At 71.0% G+C, this 14,909-nt stretch carries 13 protein-coding genes; 4 read left to right on the top strand and 9 right to left on the bottom strand.

Translation table 11 applies throughout. The features are described from left to right. The gene (locus VHU88_13935; GenBank protein HEX3612781.1) at positions 1-744 is read left to right on the top strand and encodes a class I SAM-dependent methyltransferase; all 744 of its coding nucleotides are present in this window, start codon (positions 1-3) and stop codon (positions 742-744) included. 16 nt (positions 745-760) lie between these two features. Here the strand turns inward: VHU88_13935 and VHU88_13930 are convergent, their stop codons facing one another. Beyond that, a complete protein-coding gene (locus VHU88_13930; GenBank protein HEX3612780.1) occupies positions 761-3,106 on the bottom strand; it encodes a hypothetical protein in 2,346 nt (781 codons plus the stop codon). 278 nt (positions 3,107-3,384) lie between these two features. Between VHU88_13930 and VHU88_13925 the strand changes: the two genes are divergently transcribed. Further along, positions 3,385-4,689, top strand: coding sequence for a glycosyltransferase 87 family protein (locus VHU88_13925; GenBank protein HEX3612779.1), 1,305 nt, complete (start codon positions 3,385-3,387; stop codon positions 4,687-4,689). 25 nt (positions 4,690-4,714) lie between these two features. On the opposite strand, the gene VHU88_13920 is transcribed toward VHU88_13925, so the two are convergent. From VHU88_13920 to VHU88_13895, 6 genes are all read right to left on the bottom strand, one after another. Further along, positions 4,715-6,040, bottom strand: a complete 1,326-nt coding sequence (locus tag VHU88_13920; protein HEX3612778.1) for an acyltransferase — start codon at positions 6,038-6,040, stop codon at positions 4,715-4,717. 9 nt (positions 6,041-6,049) lie between these two features. Further along, positions 6,050-6,859 (bottom strand): phosphatase PAP2 family protein, encoded by an 810-nt coding sequence (locus VHU88_13915; protein ID HEX3612777.1) that lies wholly within the window; start codon positions 6,857-6,859, stop codon positions 6,050-6,052. A gap of 193 nt (positions 6,860-7,052) precedes the next feature. After that, positions 7,053-7,835, bottom strand: a complete 783-nt coding sequence (locus VHU88_13910) for a polyprenol monophosphomannose synthase (GenBank protein HEX3612776.1) — start codon at positions 7,833-7,835, stop codon at positions 7,053-7,055. A gap of 141 nt (positions 7,836-7,976) precedes the next feature. After that, the gene (locus VHU88_13905) at positions 7,977-8,846 is read right to left on the bottom strand and encodes an ABC transporter permease (protein HEX3612775.1); all 870 of its coding nucleotides are present in this window, start codon (positions 8,844-8,846) and stop codon (positions 7,977-7,979) included. Then, complete coding sequence (locus VHU88_13900; protein HEX3612774.1) at positions 8,833-9,816, bottom strand: ATP-binding cassette domain-containing protein; 984 nt, start codon at positions 9,814-9,816, stop codon at positions 8,833-8,835. The genes VHU88_13905 and VHU88_13900 overlap by 14 nt, the downstream gene beginning before the upstream one ends. Positions 9,817-9,853: 37 nt before the next feature. Continuing rightward, positions 9,854-10,972, bottom strand: coding sequence for a hypothetical protein (locus VHU88_13895; GenBank protein ID HEX3612773.1), 1,119 nt, complete (start codon positions 10,970-10,972; stop codon positions 9,854-9,856). A gap of 285 nt (positions 10,973-11,257) precedes the next feature. On the opposite strand from VHU88_13895, the gene VHU88_13890 reads away from it, so the two are divergent. After that, positions 11,258-12,673, top strand: a complete 1,416-nt coding sequence (locus VHU88_13890; protein HEX3612772.1) for a hypothetical protein — start codon at positions 11,258-11,260, stop codon at positions 12,671-12,673. A gap of 140 nt (positions 12,674-12,813) precedes the next feature. Further along, entirely contained in the window at positions 12,814-13,167 is a 354-nt protein-coding gene (locus tag VHU88_13885) for a hypothetical protein (GenBank protein ID HEX3612771.1), read from the top strand. Between the two features lie 10 nt (positions 13,168-13,177). Here the strand turns inward: VHU88_13885 and VHU88_13880 are convergent, their stop codons facing one another. Together VHU88_13880 and VHU88_13875 are read right to left on the bottom strand one after the other, a co-directional pair. Next, positions 13,178-14,128 carry a hypothetical protein gene (locus tag VHU88_13880; GenBank protein ID HEX3612770.1) on the bottom strand — a complete coding sequence of 317 codons (951 nt, stop codon included), beginning with the start codon at positions 14,126-14,128 and terminating at the stop codon, positions 13,178-13,180. 80 nt (positions 14,129-14,208) lie between these two features. Continuing rightward, complete coding sequence (locus VHU88_13875; protein HEX3612769.1) at positions 14,209-14,904, bottom strand: ABC transporter ATP-binding protein; 696 nt, start codon at positions 14,902-14,904, stop codon at positions 14,209-14,211. Between the last annotated feature and the right edge of the window lie 5 nt (positions 14,905-14,909).

The following is a 14,909-nucleotide window of genomic DNA, read 5'->3' as shown; positions in this document are numbered from 1 at the left end:
GTGTCCGAGGGCAAGCACCCGAAGTCGAACGAGGTCGAGTACGACACCGGGCTGCAGTCGTTCACGCTGGAGTCGCTGAACAGCGCGGTGAACTACCACGCCTGGGTCCGCGACCTGGTCCGGCCGTACCTGGGTGAGCACCCGATCGAGATCGGCCCCGGCCTCGGCGACTACGCCGCCGACTGGCTGACGGCCGGCCTGCCCAAGATCACGCTGTCCGAGATCGACCCGTCGCGGCGGGCGCTGCTGACCAACCGCTTCGGCGACGACTCCCGGGTCGAGGTCAGCGACATCGACGTGCTCTCCCCGGTCGACGCGCAGCACTCCGCGCTGCTGGCGATCAACGTGCTCGAGCACATCGAGGACCACGTCGGCGCGCTGCGCTCAGCGCACCGCCTGCTGCGGCCGGGCGGTGCGGTGGTCATGTTCGTCCCGGCGTTCCCGTTCGCGATGAGTCACTTCGACCTGCAGGTCGGCCACGTCCGGCGGTACCGCCTGCGCACACTGCGCGAGGCCTACGCGGCGGCCGGGCTGAGCGTGGAACGCATGCACCACGTCAACGCCCCCGGCCTACCGGCCTGGTTCGTCGGCATGCGCCTGCTGAAGATGACGCCGCAGGACGGTGCCACGGTGCGCCTGTGGGACAAGTACGTGGTCCCGAACGCGCGGAAACTCGAGGCGAAGCGGCACCCGCCGTTCGGTCAGTCGATCTTCGCCGTGGGCCGCGTGCCCGGGTCCGCCTGATCCGAGCTGCCCTCGCTCAGTCGCCCTTGGCCGGCTCGGTGCTCAGCGGCTGCGGCGCGCCCCAGGGCGCGTCGGCCATTGCGGCGGCCACGTCCGGCGGCGGCGGCACGCAGATCGTCCCCGGCGCATCGGTCCCGGCCGGCGCCTGGAAGGCGTACTGCCATGCGGCCAGGCCCCCGTCCGGCTCGGTGTTGTAGAAAAGCGTCCCGTCGGGCCTGGTGAGGAAGAACTGGACGAACCCGGAGCGGGACATCCCGGCCGAGAGCACCGCGTCGGGCAGCACGCTGCGGCGCTTCGTCGACGCCGGCCGGTTGAACGGGTCGCGCCTGTCGCCGTCGAGTGCGAAGTCGTCGACCTGGACCAGGCGCTTCGGGCCGCGCAGCAGGTTCACCTTGACGTTGAAGGTGACCAACCAGGTGATCCGCCACCGGTGGCCCACCTTCGAGCACGACTTGTGCATCAGGGTCGGCTGGCCGGCCGTGACCGTGACCTGCCCACCGGCCGTCTTCTGGGTGGAACCCATGGCGCCGACGACGCCGGCCCGTTGCTTGTTCCCGGGCAGCATCTGCGCACCGGCCGCGTTCGCCGTCGCTACCAGCACGACGGCGGCAGTCCCGGCAGCCAGCGCCGCGCGACGGCGGTCCCCGCAGGCCTGGAAGAACCGAGCCGCCGCCGACGGCCGGGACTCGGCCCGCCGCAGCGCCCCCTCCCGGATCACGCTGACGCCGAGAACCAGCGCTGCCGGCAGGAACAGCTGGGCGGGCAGCGCGTACCGGTAGTCGAACCCGGCGCCCAACGAGGGCATCAAGAGCGTGCCGAGCCCGCACAGCACGAACGCCCCGGCGAGGATTCCCTTGCGGGTGCGCCATCCGCTCAGTGCCCCCCAAGCCCCGATCAGGACGCCGAACAGCAGCAGCGGGCCGGGGGTGTACGCGAACCGCTGGTACCCGCGCAGCACCGAGGCCAGCTTGTGGCTCATCCGCGGCTGGATGACGTCGGACTCGAAACCCATCCGGGCCACGCCGATGTTCCACGGCGGCGGCGGGCCGAGGCGCGCGGGGAACTGCCAGGAGACCTCGGAGAAGTCGCGGGGTCCGGTGTGCCGGCCTGGTTCGAAGTAGTGCGCGAGCACCGAGACCACGTAGTGGGCGTAGTCGACCGGCTGGTTCTTGATGACGTCGCGGGCGAAGGTGCCGGCCACCTTGTCGTCGCGCAGGTTGATCGCCACGCCCCGGGCGGCCCCGGCGGCGCGCAGCTGCGCCTCGGTGGCGTCGGCGGGCAGAGTGCGCAGCGGGATGTCCGGCAGTCGCTGCATGAGCGAACCGGGCGACCACGTGTACTGGTTGCTGCCCGCGCGCTGGCCCAACGGGCCACTCGGGCACAGTGCCTGGTCGGTGGCCGGGAGCTTGTTGCACTTCGCGAACTGGGCGACCTCGCCGTAGAGCTCGCGGCCGCTGTAGCTGGTCCAGGCCAGCTGCCCGTAGTACGAGTGGAACATCAGCGCGTACCCGACCAGCGGCACCGCGAGGGCACCCGTGGTGGCGGCGATCGGCTTCCAGCCGCAGCGCATTAGCAGCATGACCACGATCGCGACCAGGGCGCAGGGCAACGCCACGGTCCGGGTCAGCGTGGCCAGCCCGAGAAGCACCCCGGCCAGTGCGTAGACCGGCAGCGGCCGGCGCTGCTTCAGCACCAGGTAGAGCCCACCGACCAGCAGGATCTCGAAGAGCGCCTCGCTGAGCACGACATGCTCGACGTCGATCTGGAAGGCGTCGAGCAGGACCGGCGCGGCAGCCAGCGCCGACCCGAGGTCGCCGACGCCGAACGACCGCACCAGGCGGTAGATCAGCACCCCGGTGGCCAGGCCCAGGGCGTGCTGCACGACCGGCACCGCAACCAGCAGGTGGCTGACCGACAGGCCCTTGAGGAAGATCGGGTAGATCAGCGGGTGCCAGAGGTTAGGGGTGAGGTTCTCCGAGTTCCACAGGTAGGAGAACGAGTCGCCGTTGAACTCCAGCGCCGGGTAGTAGGCGGCCAACGTGATCAGCCGCAGCAGCAGACCGAGCGCGAACATCCAGAAGATCGCCGGTGCGGTCCGCCGTAGGGCCATCACCTGCCCGAGCCGCGCACCGGCCGCGACGCCGCGGCCGCGGCGGTCTTCGGCGGTGCCGATCGGCGACGTGACCTGGCTGGTCGGAGCTTCCGGGTCCCCGGCCGGTTCGACGTCGACCTTCAGACCGGTGCCCACCGAGTCGAAGGCGACCGTGCCGGTGCGGTGCCGACCGGAGCCCGACTCGGCGGCGCGCGGTGCGCTGCCGTTCGAGTACGCGCCCTGGGACGGTCGAGCGAACAACCGCTTCAAGGTGCTTTTCTCCTAGATGCCGGGGCGGACCGCGGGTACGCGGTCCGCTCAGTTCGGCGCGAGTGCCCGACCGCTGCCCAGTCTTGCAGAGCGTACGTGCCCGAAAGCGCGCGATTCAGACAAGTCGGATTGTTCCTGCAGCTACCGCGTGTCCCGTCCGCACCAGCAGCACCGCGCCGTATCTGTCCCCCGCACTGTCCTGTCGCATGGGGGCAGGAGACGGTTGGGCGGCATACTTCTCGCGGCGCGGCCAGTCGGGCGGAAGGGAAGATCACCGGGTGTTCGACTGGCACGTCTTCGCGCCGCAGGGTTCGCTGCTCCTGCTCGCCGCGGTCCTGATGATCGTGGCCGAGCGGAAGCAGTGGCGGCCGTCGCTGCTGGTGGTGGTCGTGGTGGCCCTGGCCCTGCGCGGCGAGATGGCGCTGGTGTCCTACAACATCCAGCCGTACGACACGTTCCATTACTTCTTCGAGGTCGGCCGCCGGGTACTCGCCCACCAGGACCTGTTGAACCACAAGAACGACAACCCCTCGTTGCCCGGGGCGATGGTTTCCAGCGGCTGGAGCTATCTGCCGGTCTACGCCTGGCCGCTGGGCGGGATGTACTGGATCGCCAAGCACGGCATCCTGCCCTGGTACCTGGCCTCGAAACTGGCCCCCATCGGGGCGGACACCGTGGTCGCGGTGCTGGTCGGGAAGCTCACCCACCCGGAGAACAACCCGGCCCTGCGCCGCTTCCAGTACGCCTGCAACCCGGCCGCGATCCTGATCTCGAGCGTGCACGGTCAGGTCGAGCCGTTCTGCCTGATGTTCGCCGCCGCGGCCGCGCTGGCCCTGCGCCGGCAGCGACCCGTGGCCGCCGGGATCCTGCTCGGCCTGGCGATCGGCAGCAAGACCTGGCCCGCGCTGTTCCTGCCCGCGCTGCTGCTGGGCGCGGACTCCGCCCGGGCGCGGATCAAGATCACGGTCGGCGCGGTCGCGGTCCCGGTGCTGTTGTTCGTCACGATGCCGATCACGACCGGCGCCGCCTGGTCGAGCCTCGGCAGCGACGCGAGGGTCATGGAGGGCTACCGCTCGATCACCGGCACCTGGGGCTGGACCGCGGTACTGGACAAGATCCGGGGCATCGCCCCGGACCCGCTGTTCGGCCAGAAGCTCAGCCCCGAGCAGCACCGGGTCGGCACAATGCTGATGCTGCTGGCCGTGGTCGTCGTGCTCTGGCGCTGGCGCTCGGCGGACTCGGTGACGTTGATGGCCTGCCTCGGGTCGGCCTTCCTGGTGGTCACCTCCGGCTTCGGCGCGCAGTACCTGGTGTGGCCGATGCCCTTCCAGACCGCCCGCCCGAACCGCTGGACCGTCCCGTTCCATCTGGTCGCCGGCGCGTACGCCGGGTTCGGGTACCTGGTGCTCAGCCAGTCCGGCCGGCTGTACACGGACTATGCGAGCTCGTGGTACGTCGGATCGGCAGCGGTGATCGCGGTGCTGATCGGGTGCATGGCCGCGACCCAGCCGGGACCGCGGCGGACCCGGCCTTCCCGGGCGGCCCATCGCCTCGTCCCCGCGGCCCCCCACGGGCAGAGTTGAAACCGGAGTGACGACCTTCGCCGCGTCAGGCCGCCGCGTCCGTTCCAACTCGGCCCGGGAGTGGCGTGGGGGTGGGACGGTGAGCGGCGAGGCGGTGGCCGAGCCGCTGGCTCGGCGCCTCGATCACCAGGTAGGTCACGCTGCCCAGCGCCAGGACGGCCGTCACGAACAACAGGAACACGCCAATCTGGTGCGACGGCGCTGCGTGCGCCCCGCCGTACTTGCGCAACTGCCGCGCGAACACCGCGCCGAGGACCGGGTGCACCAGGTAGGTCGAGTAGCTGATCCGCCCCACCCACTGCAGGGGCGTCGGGAAGTGTGCCTGCCGTAGCACGAAGCCGGCGCCGAACACCGCGACGGCCAGCGCCAAGGAGCACACGTACTGCCGGTTGCCGTCGAACGTCCCGGCGTGCGGGCCGGGGTGGAGCATGCCGATCAACGCCGACCCGACGGCGCAGCCGAGCACCGCGACGGCGGCGGCGCCGGCTTTCCAGGCCTTGATCTGGCCACGCTCGGCCCGGTACACGGCGGTGCCCAGGAACATGTACGCCGGGATGAGCAGGCTCTGCCACGGCCACAGCCGGCTGTTCAGCGCCAGCAGCGCCAACGCGGTCGCGCCGAGCAGGACCCCGGCGGGGAGGGCGAGCAGTCGCCGCCGACTGGTCGCCCCGGCGACTCCGACCAGGAGGATCGCCGCGGCCGCCGCCGAGGCCTTCGTCATCCCCAGTCGGTCGGTGATCACCAGCATCGGCAGCGTCTGCCCGAGCACCAGCGCGGCAAGTCCGAACAGCACCGCGACCTGGGCGCTGAACCGATGCAGGCCGGCCACGAACAGGCACGTCACCAGCAGGTAGAACGCCATCTCGTAGGACAGCGACCACATCACGTTGATCGAGTTGTAGACCCCGAGCAGATCCTGGAGCATCGTCCCGTGGCCGAGCAGCGCGGCCGCGGGGTGCGAGTGGATCACCCGGTCGTGGGAGTTGTACCAACCCTCGTACCGGAACACGATGACGGTCACGTAGACGCAGATCCACAACGGGTACAGCCGGAAGATGCGGCTGATCCAGAAGCCGCGGACGTTGCCCTTGCGTTCCAGGGACGCCGGGATGATGTAGCCGCTGACGGCGAAGAACAGGAAGACTCCGGCGTCGCCGGCGCTCACCCAGGTGTTGGTGAAGTCCCGGACGTGCGGCATCGCCACGTAGCCGACGTGCTCGTAGACGACCAGCAGGGCCGCCACACCACGCAGGACGTCCAGCCAAGCCAGCCGCGACTCGGATCGGGTTCCGCGCCGCCCGGCGGCACCGGCCCGGCGGCGCAGCAGGGCGCCAAGCCGGGCTTGCAACACCGCTCGATGCTACCTTTCGCGGCTGGTCGAGCCGGTTCCCACGGGCTCGGCGTCGAGTGTTGCCGGCGGTTGCGAAGAACGTCTGAACAGCCCCATGACGCGCCGGAAGTTGGTCGGCGGCAGCCGCAGCAGGACGAAGCTGACCAGCAGCAGGATCAGGCACGAGACGATCCCGTCGAGCCAGTAGTGGTTGGCGGTGCCGACCACCACGATCGCGGTGATCGTCGGGTGCAGCAGCACCAGCCAGCGCCACTTGCCGCGGCAGGTCGCGATCACGCCGGCGGCGACCATCACTGCCCAGGTCACGTGCAGGCTCGGCATCGCCCCGAACTGGTTGATCAGTTGGGCGTGCGCGGAATCCGTGCTGTAGACGGTGGGTCCGTACTTCGCGCCGGTGTCGATGAACCCATAGCCGTCGAGCATCCGGGGTGGCGCGAGCGGGAAGAACAGTTCGATGAGCAGGCCCAGGCCGGTCGCGAACACCATCACCCGGCGGATGGGCGGGTACTGCTGCGGTCGCCGCAGGAACGCCCACAGCAGGAACGCCCCGGTCGCCGGGAAGTGCACGAACGCGTAGTAGGTGTTGGCGAACCGGATCAGCGCGTGGCTGGTCAGCAACGCGTGCTGCTCCGACAGCTCGTTGGGCAGGTGCAGCCAGCGCTCGAGGTCCCAGACGCGATGCGCGTTGCGGTACGCCGACGCGGTGTCGCCCGACCGCAGCATCCGGCCGCCCTTGTAGACGGCACAGAGCACGGCCAGCGCGCCCAACTCGCGGCCGTAGCGGTTCAGGACCAGCGTGCGCCCTCGCTGCAGTGCCACCGAACCAGCTTGCGCCAAGGCGGGGCACCTCCTCCGAACGCGAACAACGGGTCGTCGTCCCGGCCAGGCGGACTCGACGAGATTAAACCGAACTCCCGATTGGTCCCACATTCGCGGTGACCAAGAACGCAACTTGGTGTCGGGTCGGCCATGATTTGGGCCACCGCGCTCGGGATGGGTGAGAAATACCCGCTCAGCGTGTGCGGTCCGCAGCCCGAACCGGAACGACACCGTGGCGGGTACCGCCGCGCAGGTTGCCGAACCGTTTGGCCACGCCCCACACGGTGACCCGCCAGATCGCCTCGAGGACGATCGCGCCGCTCATCTTGCTCACGCCCAGCTCGCGCTCGACGAACGTGATCGGCACCTCGACGACCTTGCAGCCACGGGAGACCGCGCGCCAGGCCAGGTCGATCTGGAAGCAGTAGCCCTGGCTGTGGACGTCGAGCAGGTCGAGGTCCTCCAGCGTGGCGCGCCGGAACGCCCGGAACCCGCCGGTCACGTCGCGCAGTTCGACGCCCAGTGCGATCCGCGCGTAGGTCGTGCCGGCGCGGGAGATCAGCTTGCGGTGCTTCGGCCAGTTCACGACGGCCCCGCCGGGCACCCAGCGCGAGCCCAGGACCAGGTCGGCATCGGACAGCCCGGCCAACAGCGCGGGCAGGTCCTCCGGGCGGTGCGAGCCGTCGGCGTCCATCTCGACGAGGACGTCGTAGACGCGGTCCATGCCCCAGGCGAAGCCGGCCAGGTAGGCGGCGCCGAGCCCGGACTTGCTCTCGCGGTGCATGACGTGGACCCGCGGGTCGCCGGCGGCCAGGCCGTCGGCGATCTCGCCCGTGCCGTCCGGCGAGCCGTCGTCGACCACGAGCACGTGGACTTCGGGCAGCACGGCGAAGACGCGTGTCACCAGCCGGGCCAGGTTCTCGGCCTCGTCGTACGTGGGCACGATCACCAGGACCCGATCGGTTGAACCCCTCACCTGCCCATCGAGCATCCCGGGCTCCCGTCGACGCCTCATGCCGGCTCTTCAAGATAGACGAACGGTGCGGCCGCCCGGTTCGCCGAGCCGCCGTGTTGCGATCCCCTCACCCACTTCTCATGGCGCGTGGGGCTTTCCGGGTCAACTGGTGATGTCCGCCCCGCCGAGCCGGGCCCAGGCCGCGGTGCCGAACAGGGCGACGTAGCCGACCTGCAGCCACAGCCACGAGCCGAGGGTGTGCCAGTCGACCTGCGCCCGCAGGATCTCGCCGAACCCCGTCCAGTAGTGCGTGAACAGGAAGTCGCGCAGTGAGCCAAGTTGCGGGATCTGGTCGAGCACCGCGGAGACGACCGCGGCGCCCACCGTCGCGGCCATCGCGGCAATCGGCACCTCGGTCAGCGTCGAGATGAACAGGCCGACGGCCAGGAAGCCGGTCAGCGTCAGGATCACGTACCCGGTGACCTCGACGACCCGCAGCAGGCCTTCGTGCAGCGGGATCGTGTCGCCGGACAGCAGGGTCACCGGGTGCAGCCCGAAGAACGCGCCGCCGGCGACCAGACCGACAACAGCGACGATCGAGACCGCCACCGCCGTGTAGGCCAGTACGCCGACGGCCTTGGCGATCAGCAGCCGGGTCCGGCTGACCGGGACCGTGAGCAGGTACCGCAACGTTCCGCTGCCGGCCTCCCCGGCGATCGAGTCGCCGGCCACCACCCCGACCAGCAGCGGCAGCAGCAACGGCAACGTGATCGTCAGCGCGGTGAAGACCAGGAACACCCCGTTCTCGGTGACCTGGTTCATGAAGTCCGGCCCGCCGCCGCGGCGGTCGTGGTGGTTGAGCCGGACCGCGAGGCCGATCGCCAACGGTGCCGCCGCAAGCAGCGCCAGCAACGCCAGGTTGCGGCGGCGCCGGAAAACCATGCCGATCTCGCTGAGAACCAGTCGGCGCATCGCCCCGCGCTGTCGGCGCACGGTCAGGAACGCGCGCGCGGTCAGCTCAACCTGCGACATCGAAGCCCTCCCCGGTCAGGCCGACGAAGAAGTCCTCGAGGCGGGGCCGGGCGATCTGCAGCCCGGTGAACGGCACCCCGCTCATCACCAGAGCCGGCGCGACCTCCTCGGCGACGTTCTCCGGCAGCACGCCGTGGACGACGCCCTCCTCGGTGCGCACCTCGCGCACCCCGAGGCGGAGCAGCGCCGCGGCCGTGCCGGACGCATCGGTTGTGGTGACGGTGACCGCGCGGTCCGCGCCGCCCAACACCTCGGCCAACGTGCCCTGCCGCAGCAGTCGACCGGCGCTCATGATCCCGACGTGGGTGGCCACCTGCTCGATCTCGGTGAGCAGGTGGCTGGAGATCAGCACGGTCATCCCGTCCGCGGCCACCGCGCGGACCAACTGCCGGATCTCCCGGGTGCCCTGCGGGTCCAGCCCGTTGGTCGGCTCGTCGAGCACCAGCAGGTCGCGCGGGGCCAACAGCGCGGCCGCGATCCCGAGCCGCTGCTTCATGCCCAACGAGTACTGCCGGTAGCGCTTGCGTTCGGCCGCCCGCAGCCCGACCCGCTCCAGCGCGGCGGTGATCCGCTCGTCGCGGGTGCGCGGGTCGGCGGTCGCGTCGCAGGCGTCCAGCCGACGCAGGTTCGCCAGCCCGGACAGGTACGGGTGGAAGGCCGGGCCCTCGACCAGCGACCCGACCCGGGCCAACGCGCTCGCTCCCCCGCGCGGCATCCGCCGCCCGAGCAGGTCCACGGTCCCGGCGGTCGGGGTGACCAGCCCGAGCAGCATCCGGATCGTCGTGGTCTTGCCGGATCCGTTCGGGCCGAGGAAGCCGTACACCGCGCCGGCCGGGACCCGCAGGTCGATGTCGTTCACGGCGATCTGCTTGCCGAACCGCTTGGTCAGGCCCTCGGTGCGGATCGCCCAGCGGACACCGGGCTCCCCCGGTCGTACCCGGGCCGCCGTTTCCAGGATCACCGAACTCATCGCTTCGTCCCCCCGGACGCTCGTCGCTTCCCGGCCGTCACTTCGCCGCCGCGGACCGCACCACGGCGGGCGGCACGGCGCCGACGAATGCCCGACCGTCCGGCGTGATCAGCAGACTGAACAGGTCCGTGGTGAGCAGCCGCCCCTCGGGGACGACGGTCGCCGCGCTGTCCAACCAACCGAGCATCGAGGTGTGCCGCGAACCGGGCGCGCCGCCCGGCGTGGTGCCCGGGTTAAGGTCGCTCGACGGGAACTCGACCACGGTGCCCCAGCCCGAGCCGATGGTCTGCGGCTTGGCCGAGGAATCCGCGGCGCCGTCGGTCGAGGAGTCACCCGAGGACCCTCCGGAGGCCGGGTCGGTGGTATCGCCACTGCCCCCGCGCCCCGTGCTCTGCGTGACGGTGGCGCCCGGCGGCGCGGTGAACCGGAACTCCGCGGCGGCCGGGGTGGTGAGGCTGACGTAAGTGAAGCCGAGGCTCCACGCCGGCGCCGAACCGGCCCCGAAGACCTGGACCCGCAGCGGGATGTGGTCGGCCGCGTCGACGTCGATCCGGACGCTGCGGATCAACGTGTCGGTGGTCCGCGGGGTCAGCGTGAGCCGGTAGGTCGGCCGCCCGGCGACCCGCCCGGTGCCGGCGACGGCCACCGCGGTCGTCGGGTCGAGATTCGAGAGCAGCCGCGCGGCCGCCGCCTGCGGGGTGAGGTCGGCCGGGGCCGAGCCGCCATCGCCTGACCCGTCCGGCGCCGGCAGCACCCGGTGGGTCGCGGTGTTCGTCGAGCTGTCGTAGGTCCACAGGTCGGTGCCGCTGTGGACCAGGTCGGTCTCGGCCATGTCGTCGAGCAGCGCCAGGCGTTGACGGTCCGGGCCGTCGACCCAGAGCTTCATCGTATGCGTCCCGGTCAGCAGCGCCGCGCCGCCGGAGGTCGCGCCGGCCAGCCGGTCGGGCAAGGACGGCAGGCCCAGGGCCGAGTTGAGTTGCAGCGTCCCGGACAGCGCACCGACCGAGGCCGTGCGCACCCCGGCGATCAGGTCCGCGGCGGTGACGGTCGGCAGGCTCGGGTCCGGGGTCGAGGCGAACGCGTGCGGGACGGTGGCAGCGGCCAGGATCACCACCGCGACAGCCCCGGGCACCATCCAACGATTGACAGGCCTCATTCGCCAACACCTCCGCAACGGTTGCTCTGCCAGCATGACTCACGGTGGATGTGAGCGACATGGGCCCGTGGCTACTCCAAGGAACCAAACCGGGCATGCTTCGCCGTCGGCTGCGGTAGGTGCTTCGAATTGCTCGCCGACGTCCGGTCCGGGGACATTTCGCCGTTTTGATCCTTTCTTACCTATCTGATCGTCTCTATCTTCCGCACCGGGGTGTGGACTAGCCTTACCAACCGGACGGTCGGGCAGTTCTGCCCATGAACCGACCGCAGTCAGGAGCACGACATGAGCCAACGCCGAGCCGTCCGCCGGTCTCTTTCCACGGCGATGCTCGTCGGCGCGGCCGTGGCCGCGCTGACGGCCTGCGGCGGGGGTACGCCGGCAGCTGTCGACGCGAGCGAACCGCGCCCGATGGCGCAGGCGGTCACCGACGTCGAGCCGGCCGCCGACACCGCGGCCACCAGCGACTCGGTCCTCGTCGAGTGCGGGATGGCGCAGCTGACCCCGCGGGTCGACGCCGGCGACCCGGTGCTGGACCGCGGCCGGAACTTCTACCAACGACTGGCGGCCACCCAACAGGTCGCGCCGGCGGTGCAGAGCGTCTACGGCGCGGACGTCGACCAACTCAACAGCGACCAGCGGCACGAGGTGCTGCTGCTGCTGTCCAGCCTCAACCAGTGCCCCGGGGTCACCCAGGAGCTGCAGGCGTCGGTGCTCGAGGCCTTCGACGAACTGGCCCCGGAGCAGGTCACCGTGCCGACCGACACGAGCGACCCGGACCAGACCTCCCTCGAGCAGATGCAGCAGTCCCAGCAGGCGATCGACGACTCTGCGCAGCGGCAGACCGAGGACTCCGCCGAGGCGGTCGACGAGCAGATCCGCTCGGACAACGCCGTCTCCGACGACTTCGACTCCGACGGCGACTGGTCCGGCCACGGCTGGTGGTACCGGCCCTGCTGGACCCACCCGAGCACGGTGCGCACCGACTGGAACCAATGGGGCCAGGACCGCCGTGACGGCATCTGGTGGGGGTGGAGCGGCAGCAGTTGGCTGCGGTTCGGGGTCGGCCGCCCGGTCGGCCTGCCGATGACCGGGCACCACGCCGCCGACCCGAGCACCACGCGCTCCTGGATCCCGCCGTGGCGCGGGACCCCGGTGACCCCGACCACCGTGCACGGCAGTACGACCGGCACCGGCGCGACCACGGGCACCTGGCGGGGGACGGACCCGGCCCCGCCCGGCACGTTCAACTCGCCGAACCCGCCGGCCGGCACGTTCACCGCACCGGACCCGGCCCATCATGGCGGCGCGTACTTCGACCCGAACCAGCCGCGGTCCCGCGCCCCGGGCACGGGCCCCGACGACCACACGTTCCACCCGCCGGGCACGACCTACGACGCCGGGCCCGGACCGGAGCCGGGCATCGACCGCACGCACTCCGACAGGTCCGCGGACGCCCCGACGGCGACGAACCCGACCGGGACCACGACGAACCACTTCGGGTCCGGGACGCCGAATCACTTCGACTCGGGGCAGAACTTCCACCCGTCCCAGCCGTCGAACCAGTTCCACCAGCCGACGACCACCACGAACCAGCAGCAGTTCCAACAGCATTCCCAACCCGCTCCCGCGCCCGCGCCGGCTCCGCATCCGGTCGCGCCGGCGCCGGGCGGAGCGCCCGGAGGTGCCTGGCACCACTGAGGTGAGACCGAACTGAGGTCGCGGGTGAAAATTGTCCGTTCGGATGATCCGGGTCCACCCGTTCGAACCCCCTGCGCCGACACCCCCGATCCGTCGAACCCGACATGGGGTTCGCTGGGCGCGGGCACAGGGCGACGCGGTTGGCCGCGTTCGCCCTGACCGCCCTGGCCGGCACCGGACTGTTCGCCTCAGCCGTGGTCTCCGACTCCACCCTGGCGCTGATCCCCTCGACCCAGGCACCCGGCCCGAACGACGACGCGGGCCCGTGCAACGACGAGGGCGCGGTCGGCGAATCCTCGATCCCGCTGGCCTCCTACCGGTTCCAGTGCGTGTCCGGCGAGTGGCTGCTGACCTCGATGGACTCGTCCGGTTCGGGCGAGCCGGACGGCGCGACCACGACCGACTCCGCCGGCAACACGTTCAAGTCGTTGGACGGCGTGTGGGTGCCGCAAGGCGTCCCGCACATCCCGGCCATCAAGGTCGTCGAGTCCTGACCCGGCGGGCTCAGGGCGCCGAACCCGGGAGCGCGATCAAGCAGCCGACCGGTGCGGGCAGCCCGGGTGACCCGCCGCCGGACCCCGACCCGTTCGTCGTTTCCCCGGCGTGGCGCCGCGCCCAGGACGGATAGCTGTCTGACGCTGCGTCAGTTGTCACGCAGGTCAGGCCGGAGCCGTCCAGCTTGATGACCCAGATGGCGTCGGTACCGCCGCGGCTGTCGCCGGCGAATGCAATTCGTGTCCCGTCCGGGGAGAACGCCGGGACGTGGTCGAAGCCGGCGTCGTCGGTGACCCGGCGCTGGTCGCTGCCGTCGGCGTTCATCACGAAGATCGCCGCCGTGCCGTCGCGGTTGCTGCTGAACGCGATCCGGCTACCGTCCGGGGAGTAGCTCGGGTCGGTGTCGAACGCCGGATCCGTGGTCAGCCGGGTCAGGTGCGAGCCGTCCACCTCGACCCGCCAGATGTCGGCGTTCTCGCCGCGTTCGTCGTTGCGGATGCTGGTGAAGGCGATGTGGCGGCCGTCCGGGGAGAACGTCGGGTGGTAGTCCGGCGCGAACTCGTCGTTCTGGGTCAGCCGGCGTTGGCCGCGGCCGTCCGCGTCCATGATCCACAGATCGGTGTGGCCGATCTCCAGTCGGGCGAACACGATCCGCCGCCCGTCCGGCGACCAGGTCGGGAAGCTGTCGGCAAGCGTGCCGTCGGTCAACCGGTGCTGGCCGGTGCCGTCCGCGTTCATCACCCAGATCTGGTCGACGCTCTCGCGGTGGCTGGTGAATGCGATCCGCGTCGCGTCCGGCGACACGGCCGGTTGTCCGTCGGGATGGGCATTGGTGAGTCGGACCGGCGCCGAGCCGTCCGGGTTCATCGCCCAGATCTCCGAGCCGGACTTCGCCTCGCTCGCGAACACGATCCGGCCGTCGGACGCGACAGCGGCACCGGCCGGGGTCGGCAGTGCCACCGCGATCAGGACGCAGGCCGCTGCCCAACCCCGTCGACGGCATGCGGTCACCCCTGCAGGGTGCCACGTCGCGCGGGATCTCAGGCGGCGTGGCCCAGGTACCGCGCGAACAAGTCCTCCCCGTCCAGCTCACCGGGCTCACCGGAGAACACGATCCGGCCCTTCTGCAGCAGGTAGACGTAGTCGGCCATGGCCAGGGCCTTGGTCACGTACTGCTCGACCAGCAGCAGGCTGGCGCCGTCGGCCGCCAACCGGCGCAGGAACTCGAAGATCTCGTCGACGACGATCGGGGCCAGGCCCATGCTGACCTCGTCGAGCAGCACCGTCGAGGGCGACTGCACGTAGGCCTTCGCCAGCGCGAGCATCTGCTGCTCACCACCGGACATCGTCCCGGCGACCTGGTTCAGCCGACGACCCAGCACCGGGAACGCCGCGGCCGCGGCCGCCACCGCCGCCTTCTCCTGCCCCCGTTTCGCCTGCACGACCAAGTTCTCCCGCACTGTCAGCGACGGGAACACCCCACGCCCCTCGGGTACGTGGCACACCCCGCGCTCGACGACCCGGTGCGGCGGCCACCCGGTTACATCGACCCCGTCGACGACCATCCGGCCGGACTCCGGCACCAGCAGACCGGCGGCCACCCGCAGCAACGTGGTCTTGCCCGCGCCGTTGGCACCCAGCAGCGCGACCACTGCCCCGCTCGGTACGACCAGATTCACGTCGTGCAGTACCCGGGTCGCGCCGTACCCCGCAGACAACTCCCGCAGTTCGAGCACCGACG

It is taken from the genome of Sporichthyaceae bacterium, from assembly GCA_036269075.1.
In the GTDB taxonomy this organism is placed as follows: Bacteria; Actinomycetota; Actinomycetes; order Sporichthyales; family Sporichthyaceae; genus DASQPJ01.
This window is presented reverse-complemented; position numbering and strand designations above follow the sequence as displayed.